The 22598-nt window shown below is 53.1% G+C and carries 12 protein-coding genes and 1 pseudogene; 11 read left to right on the top strand and 2 right to left on the bottom strand.

Annotation, left to right across the window (positions count from 1 at the left end; translation table 11 throughout):
• Positions 1-110 precede the first annotated feature (110 nt).
• From V476_RS06860 to V476_RS26795, 6 genes and pseudogenes are all read left to right on the top strand, one after another.
• A complete protein-coding gene (locus tag V476_RS06860) occupies positions 111-824 on the top strand; it encodes a serine O-acetyltransferase (protein ID WP_024959339.1) in 714 nt (237 codons plus the stop codon).
• Positions 821-1612, top strand: coding sequence for an alanyl-tRNA editing protein (locus V476_RS06855; RefSeq protein ID WP_024959338.1), 792 nt, complete (start codon positions 821-823; stop codon positions 1610-1612). Before V476_RS06860 ends, V476_RS06855 begins: the two co-directional genes overlap by 4 nt.
• Positions 1609-2811, top strand: coding sequence for an MFS transporter (locus tag V476_RS06850; protein ID WP_024959337.1), 1203 nt, complete (start codon positions 1609-1611; stop codon positions 2809-2811). The genes V476_RS06855 and V476_RS06850 overlap by 4 nt, the downstream gene beginning before the upstream one ends.
• Positions 2808-3710 carry a pyridoxal-phosphate dependent enzyme gene (locus V476_RS06845; protein WP_024959336.1) on the top strand — a complete coding sequence of 301 codons (903 nt, stop codon included), beginning with the start codon at positions 2808-2810 and terminating at the stop codon, positions 3708-3710. Before V476_RS06850 ends, V476_RS06845 begins: the two co-directional genes overlap by 4 nt.
• A gap of 155 nt (positions 3711-3865) precedes the next feature.
• Positions 3866-6400 (top strand): ATP-dependent helicase HrpB, encoded by a 2535-nt coding sequence (gene hrpB / locus V476_RS06840; RefSeq protein ID WP_024959335.1) that lies wholly within the window; start codon positions 3866-3868, stop codon positions 6398-6400.
• Between the two features lie 40 nt (positions 6401-6440).
• Positions 6441-6815 (top strand): annotated as a pseudogene (locus V476_RS26795) (SIR2 family NAD-dependent protein deacylase); the annotation flags it as partial.
• Here the strand turns inward: V476_RS26795 and tnpA are convergent.
• Complete coding sequence (gene tnpA / locus V476_RS26790) at positions 6736-7011, bottom strand: IS66-like element accessory protein TnpA (protein ID WP_211254773.1); 276 nt, start codon at positions 7009-7011, stop codon at positions 6736-6738. The pseudogene V476_RS26795 and the gene tnpA sit on opposite strands and share 80 nt — an antisense overlap.
• A 311-nt stretch (positions 7012-7322) precedes the next feature.
• On the bottom strand, positions 7323-8309 hold the full coding sequence (locus tag V476_RS06835) for a LysR substrate-binding domain-containing protein (protein WP_024959333.1): 987 nt from the start codon (positions 8307-8309) through the stop codon (positions 7323-7325).
• A gap of 612 nt (positions 8310-8921) precedes the next feature.
• Between V476_RS06835 and V476_RS28010 the strand changes: the two genes are divergently transcribed.
• The 5 genes from V476_RS28010 to V476_RS06810 all read left to right on the top strand — a co-directional run bounded on the left by V476_RS28010 (position 8922) and on the right by V476_RS06810 (position 22598).
• A complete protein-coding gene (locus V476_RS28010; RefSeq protein ID WP_154232058.1) occupies positions 8922-9098 on the top strand; it encodes a hypothetical protein in 177 nt (58 codons plus the stop codon).
• Positions 9099-9335: 237 nt separating this feature from the next.
• Complete coding sequence (locus tag V476_RS06825) at positions 9336-10349, top strand: TauD/TfdA dioxygenase family protein (protein WP_024664313.1); 1014 nt, start codon at positions 9336-9338, stop codon at positions 10347-10349.
• A 74-nt stretch (positions 10350-10423) separates the two neighbouring features.
• Positions 10424-10669: an acyl carrier protein gene (locus tag V476_RS06820; protein WP_003399878.1), complete on the top strand. Its 246-nt coding sequence runs from the start codon at positions 10424-10426 to the stop codon at positions 10667-10669.
• A gap of 152 nt (positions 10670-10821) precedes the next feature.
• Entirely contained in the window at positions 10822-12882 is a 2061-nt protein-coding gene (gene asnB, locus V476_RS06815; RefSeq protein WP_235810960.1) for an asparagine synthase (glutamine-hydrolyzing), read from the top strand.
• A gap of 20 nt (positions 12883-12902) precedes the next feature.
• Complete coding sequence (locus tag V476_RS06810) at positions 12903-22598, top strand: SDR family NAD(P)-dependent oxidoreductase (protein ID WP_080278431.1); 9696 nt, start codon at positions 12903-12905, stop codon at positions 22596-22598.

Here is a 22598-nt window from a genome sequence, read left to right as displayed (position 1 = left end):
TGTGTGCGCTTTTGGGGTGGGCGAGTGCGATTATGCGCTTGCTGGTATTTGAGCCAGCAGGGCGTCAGCTGCGCAGAAGCCCCTGAAATCAGAGACCGGATATCGAGATAATGCCAAATATGGACATACGATCAGTACCTTCTTCCCGACTCGCCGCCGCAGGTGGTCAGGAGTCGTTTCAACTGGTCAAGAACCTTGTCATCGCAGCATTGCTGGAATGCTGTTCTGTCGAGGAGTTCAATGAATTAAAAGAAACCCTTCTCATTGAGTGCGTTACCGAGCAGTCGCACGAGGATCTATTGATGTTCGCGCGCAAGGACCCGGCCTCTTGCGGCGATCCTTCGGTCATTGCAAGGACTTACACGTCCTTCGCAGCGGTAATGCATTACCGCCTGGCCCACTGGGTATACCGAAATGCAAAAAGAAGCTGTAACTCTCACGAACAGTCTCTGGCAGCCATCATTTCCAGGCGAGGAAAAATGCTCTCTGGCGCAGAAATCCATTTCCGCTGCAGCATAGGTGCTCGACTCATTATCGATCATGGATTTGGTACTGTAATTGGTGAGACCGCCATACTTGGCGATGACTGTTATATTCTCGGAGGTGTAACACTGGGAGCCAGAGGTATCAGCAGTAATCCTTCTATATCGCGTCATCCCAAAGTAGGCAATCGCGTGCAGATAGGCGCCTTTTCAAGCGTATTGGGTCCGTTGAACATAGGTGACGATGCATTCATCGGACCGCGCTGTATCATCACCCAAGACGTTCCCTCGGGTGCTCGAGTGCAAGTGAAAACATCACTCCAGGTGGTAATTGAGCAATGATCGCCACGACTCAAGATGTGTTGCGTAACACGGGAAAACTGTATTACAAAGATCGGTACTTGGGGTCCACAAATACCAATGTGACGCGGTTGTACCCAGATGCTATTGAGCTTGATTGCACGGTTGCCTACCCCGAGGGAGGTGGGCAGGAAGCTGATTTCGGTACTATAGAATTACCCATTGGTACCGTGCGATTTATCTGGGTAAAAAAGCTCTACGGCACACCCATTCATCTGGAGGGCTTCAAGGGAGGAAAGTTAGGCGGAGTTATCCTCCATATGGTGCATCCTGACGATCTCTACCTCCTTGACTCAATAAGTGAAGGCATGGCTGCTCTGATCAGAATTGATATCTTGCGTCGCGAACGACTGAGTCTATCTCACAGCGCTAGCCATTTTTTGTATGCCGCTGCCACCAGCCTGAGCGAGGAACTAAAGCATTGGACTATCGGCTGTCACATTAAAGAAAACTCGGCACGCTTTGATTTTCTTGTTGAAGAGTCCTTTAGCAGCGATGACATCAGTGAAATAGAACGACTCGCAAATGAGTTGATCTCCCACCACGACGTGATCAAAAACTATGCAGTCTTTGGTGTTGAGGACGCACGCATGTGGAGTTACCAAGGCATCAAGATTCCCTGCGGTGGCACTCATCTCGATAATCCTAGGGCCATAGGCCGCCTGAACGTGCGTCGAAAAAGGTTGGGTAAAGGTAAAGAACGGCTGATCTGTGACTTTCCCAACGCTGAAATTGATTTGTCCCCCTACCATGAGCGCGCCCTACGATGAGTACGCTTCCGCGACGCACCTATCTGTATTTCATCGCGCAATCCATTAACCTGACCACCGCTGTAATGTCAGTGACCATGGCCGCTATTGTCGGCTCAGCATTGGCACCTGAAGCCCGCTTTTCAACGGTGCCGTATGGTTTACAGTTCCTGTTTTTGATGCTGGCCACATACCCCGCTTCCAGGCTGATGAGCCGGATCGGTCGGAAAAAAGCCTTCATGTCTGGCGCCATACCGCTGGTGGTATCCGGTTTGAGTGGCTTCTGGGCAGTCGAGCACCAGGATTTTTCGATACTGATGTTTAGCCATTCGGCACTCGGGGTTTATATCGCTTTTGCCAACTTCAACCGATTTGCTGCAACTGACAACCTTGATCAAAAGTTAAAGCCCAAAGCCATCTCTCTGGTTGTAGCCGGTGGGGTTATCGCCGCAGTGGTTGGACCGATACTGACTGAGCTGCTTAGGGACGTGGGCGGCTACTCTCTATTTTCATTGTGCTATGTCTCGTTCATCGGTCTGGCTGTACTGTCTTTTCTGGTCGCCGTTTGCCTGCCTGACGATCCGGTGATGCCATTAGTTTCCAGAGGAAACCCAGAGACCACGCCGCCGCACGTGATGACTTCGACGATCTTGATCGCTATGTCTGTTGCTGCAATAGGCTACGCAATTATGAACGTGCTGATGATTCAGGCTTCAATGCACATGAAGCACATGCACGAGGATTTTTCGGATGTGCGCCTGGCGATCCAGTGGCATGTGATAGCCATGTTTGCTCCGTCTTTTTTTACGGGGGCGATCATCCAGAAGCTAGGGATCAAAACCACACTCTGCGTAGGCGTCCTCATGCTGGCTGGCTGTTCAGCCATAAACATGGGATCAAGCTCTTACGGCGCCATGGTCTTCGCTCTGATCATCCTTGGCTCAGGCTGGAATCTAACCTACGTGGGAGGCGGAGCACTTCTGGCTCAAGCTCTTCAGAACAGCTCGCAAGCCTTGCGCATGCAGGGAAAAAACGATCTGGCTATCGCTATTTTCGCAACGATCGGTGCGTTTACTCCTTCGCTGTTGCTCAGCACGGTAGGCTGGTCTGGTACCAACGCTATTTGTATTGGGCTGTGTATCGTGTTGTTAGCTGTAATTGTCGCGCTGTTGGACCAAAAACCAAAAGCGGGCCACGCTATGGAGGGAGGCATTAAGTGAGTGTACTTATCAGAACTCATGATCGAGTTTTAACCAAGCTGGAAATGAATAATCCAGGAGGTAGTCACAAATATCGCGCAGCTAATTTAATTGTAAAAAATGCGCTACGCAATGGAAGAATTATTCCCGGTATAACTACTGTAATTGAAAAGACGGGTGGCAATTTTGGTTTTGGTCTGTTATCTGCCTGCCACGCGTATGGTATTCCGGTTGAGCTAGCAGTTGGCCTCGGTTTCAGTCAGACCAAAAGAGATTTGTTGGAGTGCTTTGGTGCCAAATTGATTGGCAAGGATATGTTGAACGCAGGCGCATCGCCGAGGGATGTCGTTGCCCATCATTTAGAGTTTCAGGTCGAAATGGGCAAGTCTTACTACTATACTGATCAGTTTAATAACCAGATTGGGATCGAGGCATATCGCTGCCAGACCGCATTCGAGCTTGCCTGCCAATTAGAAGAGGCTAAGGCCGACAAAAAGCTGCTGTTTATAGGCTGCGCAGGGACGGGGGCGAGCTTTACCGGTATTACCTTGGGCTTGAAGGACAATGGTTTCAATGTATCTACTGTCTTGGTCGACCCCTCGGGTTGCGACTCCAAGAATGGTGTTTTTTCAGACCATCGTTTTGAAGGGATGGCGGTTGGCGTCTGCCCACCCTTTCTGGACTGGTCCTTGGTAAACAGCTGCTATCAAGTCGAGCATGGCGAGATGCTGGCGGCGCAACGCGGGTTCTATATTCAAAGCGGCACTTTTGTCGGTAATACCGCAGCGGCATGTCTGTCAGTCGCTCAGCGTCTTGCCAGCCTTCCGGAATACGCGGAGACCACGTTGGTGACAATCGCTTATGACAATGGGCTCTGGTATCAGGATTTACAAAGGTCAGTGACACTAAGTGCAGCTTAGTGACGTTTATGTAAGGCTAGAAAATCGTCTAGGATTATGGGGTGTCAATTTTTAAAAAGGTGAGTAGAGGGAGGGCTTTCTAAAGCGTTACACCAATACTCCCCTGATTCCCAACCCCACCCCGGTATACTCCCCGCATCTCTCCGGGAGCCCCCATGATCTCGTTACCCATCGATGCCGTCCTGCCAGCCTTGCGCCAGGCCTTGTCCACACGCCATGAAGCCGTACTCGAAGCCCCTCCCGGCGCGGGCAAGACCACGCGCGTGCCGCTCGCGCTGCTTGAGGAAACCTGGCTGGCCGGGCAGACCATTCTGATGCTGGAGCCTCGGCGGCTGGCGGCGAGAGCGGCTGCCGAGCGCTTGGCCAGCGAGTTGGACGAGAAGGTCGGCGACACGGTGGGTTACCGGATTCGTCTGGAAAGCCGGGTCGGCCCGAAGACGCGTATCGAAGTGGTCACCGAGGGGATCCTCACGCGTCGTTTGCAGGACGATCCGGCGCTGGAAGGTGTGGGGCTGCTGATTTTCGATGAGTTTCACGAACGCAGCCTGGATGCCGATCTGGCCCTGGCCCTGAGTCTCAATGGCCGGGAACTGTTTCGCGACGATCAGCCGCTGAAGATTCTGCTCATGTCGGCCACGCTGGAAGGCGAGCGGTTGGCGGCGTTGCTGGACGATGCGCCGGTGGTACGCAGTGATGGGCGGATGTTTCCGGTGAGCATGCAGTGGGGACGTCCTTTTCAGCCTGGTGAGTTTGTCGAGCCGCGTGTCGTGCAGACGGTATTGGATGCGCTGGGCAGCGAGTCCGGCAGCCTGCTGGTGTTTCTGCCGGGGCAGGCCGAGATTCGTCGGGTCAACCAGCAACTGGCAGAAGCACTGGGCGAGCGCGCCGACATTCTGCTTTGCCCTTTGCATGGCGAGCTTGATCTGAATGCGCAACGCGCGGCTATCGAACCGGCTCCCAAGGGCACGCGCAAGGTGGTGCTGGCGACCAACATTGCGGAAACCAGTCTGACCATCGACGGCGTGCGTGTGGTGATCGATGCCGGGTTGGCGCGGGTGCCGCGTTTCGATCCGGGCAGCGGCATGACGCGTCTGGAGACTCAACGCATCTCTCGTGCCAGCGCCACCCAGCGCGCCGGACGGGCAGGGCGGCTGGAGCCGGGCGTGTGTTACCGGCTGTGGTCCGAAGCGCAACACGATCAACTGGCCGCCTACGGGGCGGCAGAAATTCTTCAGGCGGACCTCGCCGGGCTCGCACTGCAACTGGCCCGCTGGGGCGTCACGCCTGCGCAACTGGTCTGGCTCGACGTGCCGCCAGCCGCGGCTTATGCACAGGCGCAGGATTTGCTGGTGCGCCTGGAGGCATTGAACAATCAGCCGGGTCAGCCGCCAGCCCTGACGCCACACGGTCAGGCGATGGCTGAGCTGCCTGCTCATGCGCGCATCGCCCATCTGCTATTGCGCGGCCATGCGCTAGGGCTGGGCGAACTGGCGTGCGACGTGGCGGCCTTGCTGGGCGAGCGCGATATCTTGCGCGACGCTGGCGCGGACCTGCACAGCCGCCTGACCCTGCTGGCCGGCACCGAACGCGCGGCGCGCGGCGCACAAGGCGGCGTGCAGCGGGCCAGACAGTTGTCGCGGCAATATCGCGGCTATCTGCGCGGCGCAGCGAACAGCCCGGTCGGCGATCCGGACCACTCCCGCTGGCTGGGCGCCTTGCTGGCCTTGGCCTACCCGGATCGCGTCGCACAGCAACGCCGAGCGGGCGGAGCCGAATACCGACTGGCCAACGGCCGCGCGGCACTGTTCGCCGAGGCTGATGCGCTGATGAAACAGCCTTGGTTGGTCATCGCTGATCTTGGCAGTCGTCAGGGCCAGCGCGAAGAACGCATCTACCTCGCTGCCGAGTTCGATCCGGCACTGTTCGATTCGGTGTTGGCCGAGCAGGTCATCAGCGTGGACCAGATCGACTGGGACGAACGCGAAGGTGTATTCCGCGCCGAGCGACAGCGCAAAGTCGGTGAACTGATCATCAGTCGCGAACCACTGACCGGCCTCGACGAGACAACCCGCAGCCACGCGCTGCTGGCGCTGGTGCGTCGCAAAGGCCTGGAACTGCTGCCCTGGACGCCGGAACTGCGTCAGTGGCAGGCGCGTGTTGCACTGTTGCGCGGCCTGGATATAGAGAAAAGCTCAGCGAGCGAGTGGCCTGATCTGAGCGACGCGCAACTGCTGGCGACACTCGAAAACTGGCTGATGCCCTACCTGGGCAAAGTTACCCGGCTCAGCCACTTCAGCCAGCTCGACCTGTCCTCTATCCTGCGCAACCTGCTGCCGTGGCCATTGCCGCAACAGTTGGAGGCAATGGCACCCCAGACCCTGCAAGTGCCCTCTGGCTCGAATATCCGTATCGACTACAGCGAACATCCGCCGATTCTGCCGGTGCGGTTACAAGAGTTGTTTGGACTGTCCGATACCCCACGCATTGCCAATGGGCGGCAGGTGCTGAAACTGCACCTGCTGTCCCCGGCACGCCGCCCGGTGCAGGTGACGCAGGATCTGGCTAACTTCTGGCGGTCGACCTACATTGAGGTAAAGAAGGATTTGAAAGGGCGGTATCCGAAGCATTACTGGCCGGATGATCCGTTGGTGGCGGAGGCGACGGCGCGGGTGAAGCCGAGGGGGACGTAGAGGGCAAAATACTGGTTAAACCTTCTGGACTGGATGTTCTGTGCCTGAATTTGGAAGCGCCGCTAAGGCCCTGTCCCACGCCCCCGAGATCGTCATTTTCACGGGTGCGGGAATCTCAGCTGAAAGTGGCATCCCCACGTACAAAGATCCATTGACCGGTATTTGGGCTCCATACGATCCGCGCAATATGGAAACAGCCAAGGCCTTTCGTGAAAATCCTCCGTTGGTATGGGGATGGTACCTGTGGCGGCGCCAACAGGTCTCTAAAGCAGCTCCCAATGATGCACATCTCGCGGTGAGCCGACTGGCCAAATCAGGGTATAACGTCTCCGTGATCACTCAAAACATTGATGACTTGCATGAACGAGCGGGATCTGTGGATGTACTGCATCTCCGTGGGAGTTTGCACCGGCCGGCGGCATGGCTAACGGAATAAATGCAGGTGGGAGCGCCGGGCTTTTCTGCGCTTGCAGCCGAATCCATTTGTGGACGAGGTTTGCGTTGAGACTATGGCTGAGTGCGACGCAGGCAATCGAGGCGCCGGGTTGGGCACACTCCTGAATGACTTGGGCTTTGAAGGGCTTGGAATAGGAACGGCGTGTTGGCTGCATGAAATACCCGCTTAAAAAGCTAGAACGGGTGTCCACTTAAATTTAAGTGCACACCATGCCCTGGCTTTGTGGGGCTGGGTAGATGACTGGGTCGGACGCATACGGATGGATATTGATGTGTGCGACGATAGGAGAAAGGTGTGTGTACGGCTGCGCGGTTTTAGTGTACGGGTGATGTTAAATGGTTTGCGGTGTTGCAACTGTAGCTCAGTGACTCGTCACTGCCTGATGGCAAATGGCGATTTATGCCTATCTACGTGGTCTCCATTGCCATCCATGGGGGGCAGAGCATCGAACTCCTAGTCTCATTGTTAGTATATCTGGAGCTTGAGCATGCTTTGATTCCGGTCGTTCCTCAATGGATTTTTGTGTGCGCTAAAGTCTATGGACTCTGTGAGGAGGCGTTGCAGTACAAGATGTTTAGAGGCTTCTTTACTGAGCCAGTCAAGGAAGTCCCTGACGGGCGGATTTCGTTCTCTGCCAGGTACACAGGCCGAGACATAATGGGTCCCCGTTAGTTTAACCTCGGGCTTGTATGGCGTTAAAAAGCCTCGGGTAACACTGTCAACGGCTAAGACGTCGCTGGCGAGCACCATCCCATAGCCAGAAGTTGCAGCTTGCAAAGCATGATGTTCATCGTCGTACTCCATGAAAGTGGCGTTGGCCAGCCAATCGTCGTGTCCCGCCGCTTGGCACCAAGTCGTCCAGTCGAATGGGTTATGGCCATCAGCCTCCCAACGAACGTTGATGAGTGGGGACCTTGTTTCTCCAGATAAGGGCGTCCTGTAGGGCGTATAGGCCTGAAAGCTTTCGTCCATTAGATGTAGCTGATAGGTATCAGGGACCTCTTTGAAAACGCTGCGAATAGCCACGTCGATACTGGCATCTCTGTGCAGGTCTGCCTGTGTTCTGCTGGTGATGATGTTGACTTGCATCGTTGGATGGCGGCGGTAGAAATCCCCTAATCTGGGAATGAGCCACAATGAGGCAAATGCATGGGTGGTTGTGACGGTGATTGCGTTCTCGTCGGTCTGTGAGCGTAGTTGACTAAGGCTTTGGTTTATGCTTGAAAAATGCTGATGGATATTCTTGTATAAATCAAGCCCTTCAGTCGTTAGGGTGACTCCCTTGGCTACTCGCTCAAAAAGCAATAAGCCGAGCCAGTGTTCTAGTGATTTTACTTGATGTGAAATCGCTGAAGGCGTAACAAAAAGTTCAATGGCAGCCGCTTTGAAGCTGCTTAGTCGAGCCGCTGACTCGAACGATCGTAGAGACTTTAAGGGGATTTTTGAAAACATATTAGCCAGCACTCCATTGTTTGGGCGAATACATGGGCTATAATGTTTGTCCGGTTATTTTGGTATGTCAATCTTGCCGTGGACTTGTCCCCGTAAAGCCGTACACCAACCCCTGCTAAATTGATACGGCTCCAAACGCCTGAGCTTTCTCGGTGAGCGATAGTTCAAGGCGCTGTGCGGATGCTGTTCATTATAGTATTCGAAGGCATTGCCAGGTTATACAGAGCCAATTTCTCGATCTGGCTTGGACGCTTACGCCACGCAGCCACCCTTGATCATCTTTATGAAGCTCTTGGCCATGCCGTTGTTCTGCTGGCTGCGAACTGGGGTGGTTACCGGTTGGATGCCGAGCAACTTCACGCTCTGGTACTCGGTCTATCTTAGCCGCGGGTTTCCCTTGTCGTCCCTTTTGTCCCCCCACCTGTCCCTCCACTTCATCGTCGGATGAGGTCGAATGGTATTGAACACCATCGGACAGGGAAACACTGGGCGCATGGGTGAGGTCCAAGCTCCGTCTCCAGGCTATCAGCGGCAAGATAACGGGGTTATGGTTGGGTGATCGTGGTTTCTGAGCTGGACGTCACCTTAGAAGGTTATTGCCCAGGTGACCCCTTGGGCGGCACCACCGACAGTGCCAATAAGGTCGCCGATTTTCCTATGGGGAATACGATTGATGGCTGGAATAGAGGACTGATTAAAGAGCTGAGCGAAGTGATATTTATTGGCTATCTATGTGTGGCCCGCAAACGGCGAGCAAGAAGCCATCAAGGAATAGATGAAGCGGAATGAATAAAATACATCAAGGATGAATTTATATAATTTGTTGGTATTTTCATTCAGTGATAGTTTTTGCTGAAGCGTTAAAGCAGTGGCGAAAATCCTGGGTTCGGCCAGGGCGATGTTCTTGACTCCATGCTGAAAGAAATCTGAATAGGAGGGCGGTGAGGTGATTCTTACAGACCCGAGCTTCAAGGTATTTATAAACGTTAACTCAATCAGTGTAGATTAAAGTTCTGGGGGGTTGTCATGGGTTTAAAATTATCAAGTGTTCCTTTTGAAATATCATACCCAGCTCAGAGTTTTGGCGTCGAAATCGAGAATTTAAAACTGCACAAAAATCTGTCCTTTGACACGATCGCAGCGATAAAAAAATGCTTGGCATATCGCGGGTTTGTGTTATTCAGGAATCAAAATCTTACACGAAGAGAGCAAATCGCAGTCACGCGACTGCTGGGCAATCCGAACCTGAAGTTACACTCTTGGGCGCCGCAGATAGAGACAGCTACTTTTGGTGATGACGAGGTGATTCCTAATGGGCTGCCGCTAATTAATCATGGGGAGATTTTGTATTTTGTGAACGGCCCGGATTTTTGCGACAAAACTCAGGATGAGCATGCGATATGGGATGAGAAAGACAATCATACCAAGGGTAAGGGAACTTCGTGTTGGCACACTGGCGACTCGGAAGCCATAAACGTTGAAACGATTAATTGCTTATATGCAGAGCTGGCTGCCGCACAAGGCGGAGCAACGTTATTTTGCGACACCGTTGCCGCCTATAATGACTTGGAAGACAGCCTGAAAAAGCGTATTGATAATCTTCGAGTGGTTCACTACTTTGTCGATCCTCAGCGTACTGAACCGGTCAACCAACCATTAGTTAAAACCAATCCGATCACCCGGCAAAAATATCTTTATCTGAACTACAACACTATGGAGCGTGTTGAAGGGCTGAGTAAGTCAGAGAGCTACAGACTCTTAAAGTTTCTGTTTGATCATCAAATTAAAGATCAATACGTTTATGAGCACTTTTGGAAGCAGGACGATTTTCTGATCTGGAATTGCAATGGCACCATGCACAAGCGTGGTGCGCTGATCTCGAACCACAACAGGATCATGCGTCGGACGCAAGCTATTATTCCGGAGTTTACCAGCTACTACGAACGGGATAAAAGCCTGGCAGTGACCAGTCATGATAATGAAGACTGGCATCCATATCCTTTTGAACGCGCAGAATTGGAGTCGGCCGGGTCGGCTTGATCTATTCGTTGAGGGTGCGTTTAAAAGTCCTTCCGTTGCGGTGGAATGTGCAATGGCTATGAAAGAGTGAATACATGAAAGAAAAAATCAAATCCTATCTGACCCAAAATTTCTTATTTGAGTTCGATGAGGATATAACAGAACAAGATGATCTCATCAAACTCGGCTTGATCGATTCGGTAGGTTATATTCAACTTATTTCTTTCTTGAAGAAGGAGTTTGGTATTGTGTTCACCCAGGAAGATATGATGGGCAATGTGCTGGTTTCTATCCAGAATATGGTAGAGTTTGTCGAGAAACGGGCAACGGCCACCCGGTAGTTCCGAGGTGCGGTTTAGAGGCCCACCAGTCCATCAGATACTGTTGTCAGTCAGGCAGGGCAGCTAAAGTTTGTCGATGCTTTTCTCCGTAATATTATTCGGTGTTTGTGGCGCGTGCGCGTTGACCTTGGCAAAAAAACTCCAAGCCGTGATTGGGACTTTCGACCTTCGCTAAGGCGGTAGGGCGCTACAGTTCTGTTTGGGGTGCCAACTTAAACTTTGGTGGGTTTATTTTTATGTGTGGGATAACTGGCTTCTTTGGTGTTAAAAATAAAAATCTCGATGAAACCACCGTCATAAAAAATATGCTTTCAATGATTGAACATCGAGGCCCCGACCAGGCAGGGTATTATGTCAATAATTCCATGGGCCTCGGCACCATGCGTTTAAGTATTATTGACCTTGCGGCAGGTATTCAACCCCTCAGCGATAGCACAGGTCAGTATTGGATTTCATACAACGGTGAACTGTATAACTACATCGAGCTAAGGCGTCGATTGCAGGTCTTGGGACACCATTTTTCCACTGAGTCCGACACCGAAGTGGTGTTGCGCAGCTGGATGGAGTGGGGTGATGAGGCCCTGGAAAAATTTAATGGCGCTTTCGCCTTCGCCATTTATGACACGGTTAAAGATGAAGTATTTATAGCGCGCGATCGCTTTGGTAAGCGCCCGCTGTTTTATACGCAAACCGACGGTGGTTATCTTTTTGCTTCAGAGATGAAGTGCTTTTTTGGCTTTCCAGGGTTTGAGTTCAAGTTTGACGAAATGTCCTTGTCCTCAATCCTCGCCCATTGGACACCCCTGCCATCGCAAACCCCGTTTCAGGGCATTCGTCAGCTGCCACCTGGGTCCATCATGACCTTGCGAGGGGCTCAGTGTGAGATCCGGCCCTACTACGCCCTGGATTTTCGCGCTGTGGATTTTGATGGCACTGAAAATGAAGCCAAGGAAGAAATCCGCAACACTCTTGAGCAGGCGGTCAAGCTCAGACTGCGCAGTGACGTGCCTATGGGGCTGTACCTCAGTGGTGGTGTTGACTCCTCCGTGTTGACCAGTATTGCGGCAAGGATCATCAAGCAAAAGCCGCTGCGCACGTTTTCTGTGGAGTTTGAAGATAAGAACCTGGATGAGTCGAGTGATCAACAACTCGTCTCTGCGTTGTTCTCGACCAAGCATGAACGGCTGATTATTAACCATAAAGACATTGTTGATAATTTCTCGGCGACGGTTTTCCATGCTGAAGTGCCGTTGTTTCGTACCGCGCCCGTGCCGATGTACATGTTGTCCAAGCATGTTCGCTCGACCGGTATCAAAGCGATTCTGAGCGGAGAGGGAGCGGATGAAGTATTTCTGGGCTACAACATCTTTAAAGAGACTCTGTTGCGCTCCCAGTGGGACACCACTGATCACGATGAGAAGAAACGCTTGCTGGCCAAGTTGTATCCTTACATGAAAAGCTTCAGTGAAGACAATGACTCGAACTTGATGGGTTTCTATAACGCTTATGCGAAAGAAAAAATCCCTGGGTTGTTCTCCCACGAAATACGTTTTCAAAATGGGCGCTTTGCCAGTCGGTTGCTGAAAACCAAGAATGATCCATTTGCTGGCATTCAGGCATGGGTGGCGAAAGACTCGGTGTACAGCGCGTTAAGCCCAACGCAAAAAGCCCAGTGGCTGGAGTTCAATACCTTGCTTTCCGGGTATCTCCTCAGTAGCCAGGGCGAGCGAATGGGCCTTGCTCATGGTATTGAAAACCGCTGTCCATTCCTCGACATCAATGTGCAGAAACTCGCCTCTTCCATCAATTTGCGTTTTGACGATGGCTTTACTGAAAAGTACATGCTGCGCATGGCCTACGATGGAATTCTGCCGGACCGTATCATTCATAAAGCCAAAACACCGTATCGTGCGCCGGACAGCGGGCCGTTTGTCGAACACGCCCTCGATTATCTCAATCATCTTTGCGAGTCCAATGCGCTGGACGCCATCGAGCTGATTAATCCGGTGTTTGCAAAAGCACTGATCAAAAAAGTGGTCGAACGAACCCTTGCCGGCGGTGAAGACATAACAGTCAGAGACAACCAGGCGTTTGTCTATCTGATGTCCTTGATCGAGCTGGATAAATGGTTTGTCAAACGTCAGGGCGCGGCTTATATCAATCCTTGCCGGGTGGATAAGTTGTTGGTTCAAGCCGTAGACGCAAGGCACTAGAAACCAAAGGGACAACGTTTATGTCAAGCACAAAAACTGACCTAGATAGCACCCAGGTCGCTATTGTCGGGGTTGGCCTTCGCCTGCCTGAATCAGACTCTATTGATGCTTTCTGGAGCAAGCTTAAAGCTGGAAAGTCCCTGATTAGTGAGGTGAATGAAAAGCGTTGGTCGAAGGCTGAGCTTTACGGTGATCCTAAAACTGGCGGCGATAAAACATCGAGTATTTGGGGCGGGTTCGTCGACGATATCGAGTGCTTCGATGCCAATTTCTTCGGGATTTCGCCCCGTGAAAGCAAGTTCATGGACCCCCAGCAACGTATTGCCATGGAAATGGCCTGGCATGCCTTTGAAGACGCAGGGATATGCCCATCCAGCGTGAAGGGGACGAACACCGGCGTTTTTATGGGGGTGTGTCACTGGGATTACGCTGAGCTGTTGGCGCTGAATCACACGCCGATTGATCCTTACTTTCCGACGGGAACGGCGTACTCGATTTTATCCAACCGGATCTCTTATTACTTTGACCTCAAAGGCCCCAGTATCAGCATTGATACCGCCTGTTCAAGCTCGCTGGTGTCGTTGGCGTTAGCGGTCAATGCCATCAAGTCCGGCGAGTGTGAGATGGCCTTGGCCGGGGGGGTGAATTTAATCTGGAGCCCGCAGCATTTTATCGCCTTTACCAAAAATGGAATGCTCTCTAAAGATGGCAAGAGCTATACCTTCGATGACCGCGCCAATGGTTATGTACGCGGTGAGGGCGGCGGGCTTTTGCTGCTCAAAGCGTTGGACAAGGCCATTGAGGACGGGGACAACATCTACGCCGTGGTGCGAGGTATTGCCAACAACCATGGGGGTAAAACCGGCTCACTGACCGTGACCAACCCTCAGGCGCAAGCGGACCTGATCGCAGAGCTTTATCGACGCAGTAATATTGATGTTCGCGATGTTAGCTATATCGAAACCCATGGCACCGGCACGCCGTTGGGTGACCCTATCGAGATCCACGGGCTTAAGAAAGCCTTCGCTCAGGCGAGCCACGCTGTCGATGACCCGCAGTCCAGGAAGAACTACTGCGGTATTGGCTCGGTTAAAACAAATATTGGACACCTGGAAGGTGCAGCGGGTGTTGCCGGGATTATCAAGATTTTAGCCGCGTTAAAAAATAAAGAACTGCCCGGAAACCTGAACTTTAAAAGCATCAACCCCAAGATAGAACTGACAGATACGCCTTTTTATATTGTCGACAAGCATCAGCCTTGGGCGAGTCCTGCGGAGGGCTCGACAGGGCGCATCGCCGGTATCAGTTCATTTGGATTTGGTGGTAGCAATGCCCATGCGGTGATCCAGGAGTTCATTCCTGAAACCGCGCAGTTGTCAGCCCGTGCAGTCGCTGATAACCATCCCGTGTTTGCGATCCCTGTGTCGGCCAAGTCAAGTGAGTCGTTGGTGGCGTATGCCCAGCGCCTGCTGGCGTTTCTGGAGGACAACCCTTCTGACCTGGCCGGCATTGCCCATGCATTACAGTGCCAGCGCGACGCGCTCACAGAACGCGTGTGCTTTGTGGTTGAGTCTATCGACGAACTGAAACTGGCGATTCGGAGCTTTATAGATACACGCGCTGCTGCCGAGCACACATTTGTAGGTAACTCTTACGATGCCGGAGAAGGCAAGAAACTTAGGAGTTACGCCGAAGAAAATCGAGCGTCACTGACTGAAAACTGGATGACCAATCACGATATGCTCAGCCTGGCCCAGTACTGGGTTTTTGGGGTTGCCGTCGATTGGAATGACCTTTATCTCGACGCTAGCCTGATCCCCGCGAAAGTCCGCTTGCCGCTTTATTCATTTGAGCGCACGGCTTACTGGTTCCCCAAAAAGAACGCTGATGTGGCCAAGCCAAAACAGCCGGGTACAGTCGAATTTACGCTGTCGAGTAAAGCCTTCTTCCTGGAAGATCACACGGTGAATAACCAATCTATATTGCCGGGTGTGCACTATCTGGAAATGATTTTATCGACGATTCCCCGTGCCGATAAAATGATCAATGTCGACTTCTCAAACGTATTTTGGTTATCGCCATTTGCCATCGAACTGTCCGACGACGACGTCGATATCAGAAAGTCGATTTACCTCGACTTCGACAGTAAGCAGGCTGATGCAAACGCTGCCTCTGGGCCGCCAGGCAAAGGCTTTCGTTTTTATACCCATCCCAAAAATATCGAAGGGCAGGCTAAAGATAACGTTCGTGTTCATGTGCAAGGCGAGTATCAGCCGGGTTCAACGGTAGCCGATCGTATTGACCTGCCGGACATGTCGTCATTCAGGAAAATTCACCGCGATCAATGCTATCAATACCTTCAGAGCACAGGTATTTACCATGGCCCGAGGCTGCAGGGTGTCGAGCAAATCCATGTCGGCGTGGATGAAGTCTGGGTAAAGGTTTCAATCGCTGGGAGTCAACAATCATTCTCTGCCCACCCGGCAATTCTCGACTCGGTATTGCAGGCCGGTATTGCGACGGCGTTGTCCAATAACGCCTCACGTTATCCCTATGTTCCTTTTTCACTCGACAGTTTATCGGTCTATCAGATTTTCCCCACGACCGTCTGGGCTCGTATCCGTGAGAAAAATCGATTTGCCGGCACTAAAGCCTCGTTGACCTTTGACCTGAATATTTTTACCGAACAAGGCGAACAGGTAGCGTCGGCGAAAAACTTTACGATGTTCTTATTGCGCAGTCCCGTGGGTGAGCAAATGACCAGCAAGAACAACAGTGGCTCGAATGAACCGAGTAGCCAGAATCTTTATTTTTCGAAACAGTGGGTTGTTGACAGTACAAACCATCAACAGCCGCCAATAAGCTCAACAGCGCCCGCAGATCGTGCTAATCACGTGCTTGCCCTTTATGTGGGCAGTACGATTCAGGATGATCGCTGGATCGCCAATTATCGTAATCAGGTGTCTGCGCAAACGTCCTGCACGTTCCAGTCGATGGCGCTCTCTTCCCCTGAGGCAGTGAGCAGCGCACAGACGATTGAAGCGTACTCCCACGTTTTTTCATACATTAAGAAACTCCTGGAAACCAAGCCTAAAGCTATTCAACACCTTTTGGTCTGCGCCTCCTCGACACTGCCGGATGTGATCCGCTCCAGCCTGACTGCGCTGCTGCGGGTCGCGCACAATGAAAACCCACGGATCCAGGGCCGCTTTGTATCGATAGAAAACTCTCCGCTGGTCGATTCCGGATCGATCATCGCCCGTGAGCTTCTCATCGCCGACGGAGCATTTAGCGTACGTCATGATGCGCAAGGCCTGCGTCGGATAGAACGGATTACAGCGCAACCCGTAAGGCCTGTTCAGGGAAAAATTCCGGTGCTTAATGAACAGCCGGTGTTCTGGATAACCGGCGGGCTGGGGGGTATTGGTCAACTGATTTCCAGGCAGCTCGCAGCGGATTTTCCGGGGTGCACGCTCTACTTGACCGGGCGCAAAACCGCCGCCGAGCAGCAGGCTGTTTTCTCTGCCTTGAAAAGTGAAATACAAGCACGGGGTGGCAAGGTCGATTATCAGCCACTCGATATTACCGATGTCGTTGAGGTCGAGAATTTCGTCGCTGCACTGAAGAATACTCATCACAGCGTTGATGTCATATTCCATGCCGCTGGCCACATTGCCGATAACTTCATCTTGCGTAAAGAGGTCAAGGATTCGCTGCCAGTGCTGTCGCCAAAGCTCGATGGGACGCTGGCTATTGATCAGGCGATCAAGCGTCTGCCATTAGGCAAGTTCGTGCTGTTCTCTTCGGTGGCGAGCACGTTTGGCAATGCTGGCCAAAGTGACTATGCCGCAGCCAACGCCTTTTTGGATGCCTTCGCGATTGATCGCAATCAACGGGTGCGCGAGGGGGAGGGGACCGGGCAGACGATCGCCATTAATTGGCCGCTTTGGCAAGAAGGTGGCATGAAAATGGACGCCGGCACCTTAGCATCGGTGCATGAAACAACCGGCATGGAGCCGCTTCCCACCCATGAAGCGATGCACGCGTTGCGTTATGCGCTGACCACCACCGATGATTCTCCGATCCTCGTCACGTACGGCAACCAGGAGAAAATCCACGCTTACATCGCAGGCCTTAACCAGCGCAGCGTTGTGCCTGAGGGGGGCAGTCAGGAGAGTCCTGATCCCTCGAAGAGCGGTGATGACGTCGATAATGAGGCCCTGTTTCAATATGCCCAGGACTATCTGAAGGGCAAGTTGGCTATCGTCATTGAACGCGACGCCAAGACGATCCGAGGCGATCAGAAAATCGAAGAGTACGGCTTTGACTCGATTATGGCGGTAGAAATGATCCGCCAACTCGAGGGGCAATTCGGTCAGTTATCAAAAACGCTGTTTTTCGAATACTTCACGATCAATGAAGTGGCCGATTATCTGATGGATGAATACAGCGAAAAACTAAAGAGCCTGTACCTGGAGGGCAGAGCGCCTGTCGTCGAGGTCGCAGCTCATACAGACACGCCCTCTAAAGACAAACAAGTCGCTGAAGAGGCGGCTGCCGCACCGGCACCGTCGATCAACAAGCAAATTGAAGCAGTACCTGTCGCCAGTCAGGTCGCCGCCGATGACCGTGATCAGCATGATATTGCGATCATCGGTCTGTCCGGACGTTATCCTAAATCGAGAAACATGGATGAACTCTGGGAGTTGTTGAAAAGTGGCCAGCATGCGTTCGAGAAGATCCCGGCGGATCGCTGGAAGCACGACGCTATTTACTACAAAGAACGCGATGTGTGGGGTAAGTCGACGATCAAGACCGGTGGCTTCCTCGACGACATAGACAAGTTTGATCCGCGTTACTTTCAGATTTCTCAACTCGAAGCCGAGAAGATGTCACCGGAAGTCCGGCTGTTCCTCGAAGTGGGCGTCGAGGCCCTGGAAGATTCAGGCTATTCAAAAGAGTCGTTGCAACAGCTGTATAAAGGCGACGTGGGTGTTGTCGCGGGCACCATGAGCAACCACTACAACTTGTATGGTTTCCAAAACAACCTCACGCGGGGCGGTTCTGCCAGCGGCAGCTACACCGGCACGATCCCGAACATGCTGTCGTATTTTTATGGGTTCACCGGCCCGTCCTTGTTTGTCGACACCATGTGCTCGGCGACATCGACCTGCATCCATGTGGCTGTGCAAATGCTGCGGTCTGGTGAGTCGAAAATAGTCGTGGCGGGGGGCATGAACTTGCTCCTGCACCCTTACAACCTGATCTCCAGTTCCCAGGAACATTTCACCACCAAAACCTCAGATGTCATCAGAAGCTATGGGATTGGCGCCGATGGCACTATTTTGGGCGAAGGCGTGGGTGCCGTGGTCCTGAAAACCCTGGCAGATGCCAAGCGTGATGGCGACAACATCTGGGGCATTATCAAGGGAACGGCCCTGTCCAATGCTGGCGTACGCAATGGTTTCACCGTTCCGCAGCCGCATATGCAGGCTCTGGCGATAGAAAAAGCGATTGAAGATGCGCAAATTGACCCGCAAACCATTGGTTACTTCGAAGGCCATGGTTCGGGTACCGAACTGGGCGACCCGGTCGAAATAAAAGGCGCTACCCAGGCCTTCCGAAAATACACCGATAAGAAGCAGTTCTGTCCGATTGGCTCGATCAAGTCGAACGTTGCCCACCTTCTAGCGGCCGCTGGTATCGCCGGTATCTCGAAGATCTTACTGCAGTTCAAGCACCAGCAGATCGTGCCGTCGCTGGGTGCGGATACGCTCAACAGCAATATTCGTTTCGAAGACTCACCGTTTTATGTGCATAAAGAACTGCAGTCGTGGCCAGCTCCTCGTTCCGAAAGCAACCTGGTCTTACCGCGTCGAGCATCGATCACCTCCATCGGTGCTGGAGGGATGAACTCGCACATGATTTTGGAGGAGTATGTCGACCCTCGGACGACCAGCCGCAGCCCGCGCCAGACCCAGCAACAGCTGTTTGTATTTTCGGCGACCAATCGTGATTCGCTGGTCAGGAACCTGCAGGGTTTTTCAAGCTACCTGAAAGACCACCGTGATGTATCGCCCGTCTCGCTGGCCTACACCCTGCAAGTGGCCAAGAACCAGATGAAATGCCGCCTGGCATTCTGCGCAGGCAGCGTCAATGAGGTCATTGGGTCGATTGATAGCTGGCTGGGTGGTCTTTCCAGCAACCGTTCCGTGCGCTTCGTGGACAGTGCGTCGGGTGCGACCAAGGAGTTCTCCAGGAGGGAACTGAGTCAGGCTATCGAGAGCGCTGAGCTTGAGACATTGGCCGAGTACTGGACCAATGGCTCGACCGTGGACTGGTTTGCCTTGCATGGCTTGAATGACCAAGCGGCCCTGGGTGCGATGATTAAAGTACGCATTCCGGCTTATCAGTTCGAGAAAAAACGCTGCTGGTTTGAGGTTCTGGAAGACGCCCCAAGCGTTATTGATCCTCTGGGCAACCGCAACAAATATCACCCGCTGGTCCGTGACAACACCTCCGACCTGAGCGGCATCCGTTACTCCGCTGATTTGATCGAGATTGAAATCCTCGACTACCTTTACCGGGTCAAGAAACAGCCGCAGCTAATCACGTTCAGCCTGCTCGATGCGGCGATTGCAGTGATGAAGCAGGCTGATCCGCAAAGCGGCTACACCTCTGTGCGTTGGGAGTTGCTGGCGCCTACCCCTGTTGTGCCTTCGCAGCTGTGTTATGCGGTGGCATTGAATGATCAAACGGGGCAATTTTCTGACGTTTACATCTCTTCCACAGCGGATGCGTCGACGCCGCATCAACTGTGTGCACGGGTCGAATTTGCCGTGCAAGCTGGCGATGGACGCAGGGTTCTCCAGCAGCCTTTTCCCGCGTTTGCGAATGCGACCGTTCGGGAAAGCCTTTCCGGTGCACAGGTCAGCAAAGCGCTGGAAGAGCACAAAATCGTTTTTGGCGATTACGTCAATGCTATCAGCGAGCTGCAGTTGATCGGTGAACAGCGCTATCGCGTGCACTTGAAAGATACTGATTATCGACACAATCACTTTGCCCGCAACACGACGTTTTTATCCGAACTCGGTTCGGCGTTGCAACAAGCCGTCCTCTACATCGCCTTGCGCCAAGGACTGGACCATTGGAGCGACTACGCGCTTTGCGCCTGCAATGTCCAGCTGGATTTAGCGTCTGTGTCGAAGGTCAGCAGCCTGCTGTTCTCCCTCGAATCGTCGGGGCAAGCGTTGCGCGGAACGATTGCGTTGGCTGATAAGAATGGCACTTTGTTGTCCCTCTTGGACGATGTGTATATCGCCAATAGCCAAGCCATTGAACCGCGTGCCGCCAAGACCATTGAGACGGCCAGCTTCCGCAGCCAACCCGTTTTCCGCCACGAGACTGCCGAGTCTCCGCGACCAGTCGCCGCCGCTGGCACGGAGTCCGACGGTCTCGGCAAAGCCGTGTCTGCCATCGTCGCTAAGCTTTTGAAGTTTGATGAATCCGAAGTGGACGCAAGAACCAGCTTCTACGAGTTCGGCTTTGACTCCATCGGCTTAACCCAGTTGAGCAAAGAAGTTAACGAGACGCTGGGCGCCAGAATCACCCCGGCCGTTTTCTTTGACTGCGAAAATATTGAGGCCTTGTGTTTTTACCTCAAGGATCAAGGCGTCAGCGGCACCAGTGAAGAGGCGCCACAGAACAGCGCCTCTGCAGTGAACCAGGCTGCAACGCCGGTTTCTCGCGTCGAGAAACCAGAGGCCGAGCGGAATCACCGTCTTCCGCATCCTCATGAATCCATCGCGGTCATTGGTATGGCCGGACGATTCCCGGGGGCCGCGTCGGTTGAAGCGTTGTGGTCGAACCTGCTCAATAACCAAGACAGCATTCAAGACTTCCCCTACCAGCGTTACAACCAGGACACCCAAGCGGCGTTCGCCGGTGTGGCTTGCGTCAAAAAGGGTGGCTACCTGGATAAGGTAGACGGGTTTGATGCGGCGTTTTTCAATATTTCGCGGGTTGAAGCGGAGTTCATGGACCCACAGCAACGCCAAGTCCTGGAGGTGGTCTGGCACGCCGTTGAAAACGCCGCTTATGACCCCAGCCAGCTGCCTTCGGACACCGGGGTATTTATCGGGGTCAGCAACAATGACTACCGGGCATTGCTGCAAAAAGACCAGGAGCTGGACGGTTACATCGCCACGGGCAACTCTCACGCCATGCTGGCGAACCGTGTGTCGTTCTTCCTGGACATCCACGGCCCGAGTGAGTCGATTGACACCGCGTGTTCCAGTTCACTGGTCGCTATCCATAATGCCTGTGAAAGCCTGCGTTCGGGCTCGGCGTCCTTTGCCATCGCCGGTGGGGTCAATCTGTTACTCGACATCCAGGGCTTCGCCGAGCCTGACCATGCAGGCATGTTGAGCCTGGATGGGCGTTGCAACACCTTCTCGCGCAATGCCAATGGTTATGTTCGAGGCGAGGGTGTGGGCGTGGTCATCCTGAAGCCGCTTTCGCTGGCGCAGAAAGACGGCGACAACATCCTGGCCGTGATTGAAAGCAGTGCGCATCAGCATGGCGGCCGGGCCAAGTCGCTGACGGCGCCGAATGCCAAGAGCCAGGCTGAGCTGTTGCGTACAACCCTTAAAAAGATCGACTTGAGCCAACTGCAATATGTTGAGGCTCATGGTACTGGCACCGAGCTTGGCGATCCTGTAGAGGTCAATGCGCTGAAACAGGCGGTGACGGAAACGCATGGTTTGCCGATTTATCTCGGCGCGCTGAAAAGCAATATCGGGCATCTGGAGTCAGCCGCAGGCGTGGCCGGCCTGATCAAAGCGGTGAAAGTACTCAGCGAGCGGACGGTGCCCGCCAATCTTCACTGCTCACCTTTGAACCCCTATATCGAACTGCATGACAGCCGCTTCGTGATCAACGAACGCCAGTCCAGCTTGAAGGCCAGTGATCAGGGGATTTTCGCGGCGGTCAGCAGTTTCGGATTTGGCGGCTCGATTGCCAGCGTCGTTCTGCGCCGTTATGAAAGCAATCGGACGACTGCTCGTGCGCACCGGGCGTTTTCCGGGCACGAGGTGGTTCTGGTGCTGTCGGCGAAAACTCGCCGTGGGCTGGTCTCGCAAGCGATCAATTTACGCCAGCACCTGTCCAGTCATCCCGAGCAGATTGAGGAGGTGGCTTACACCCTCCAGGTTGGGCGTGCCGCGCTGTCTTACCGTTTGTCGATTGTGGCCATGGATAGCGCGGATGGCCTGAACAAACTCACGCGGTTTATTGAAAGTGAGGCCGCACTGTCCGATGCAGACTTCTCGACCGGGGCCAATGAGTTAAACCACGTGTCCATCTTTACCGGGCATATCAAGGGCTCGACAACCGAGAAAATGTCCAACGAGGCACTGCCAGAACTGCTCACTTTGGACAATGCCAATAGGGTGGCGGAGCGGTTTGTTAAAGGCGTTAAGTTTAACTGGAATTTGCTCTACGGAGGCGCACGGCCTAATCGGGTTGTGTTGCCTGGTTATCCTTTCGAACAGCAGCGGTATTGGCTGCCTAAAGACCAAGTGACCACCTGGTATGACGTCGATAAGTTTTCAAATGAGCAATTTGTAGAGCACTCATTTTATGAAAATTTACTGGACAGAGTGCTTGTGGACGATCTGGATACCGAGACGGTCCTGCAGCTATTGAGAAAGGATTAA

Source organism: Pseudomonas syringae KCTC 12500 (assembly GCF_000507185.2).
Classification (GTDB): Bacteria; Pseudomonadota; Gammaproteobacteria; order Pseudomonadales; family Pseudomonadaceae; genus Aquipseudomonas; species Aquipseudomonas syringae.
Note: the sequence above shows the minus strand (reverse complement) of the source record. Positions and strands in the feature narration are given on the sequence as shown.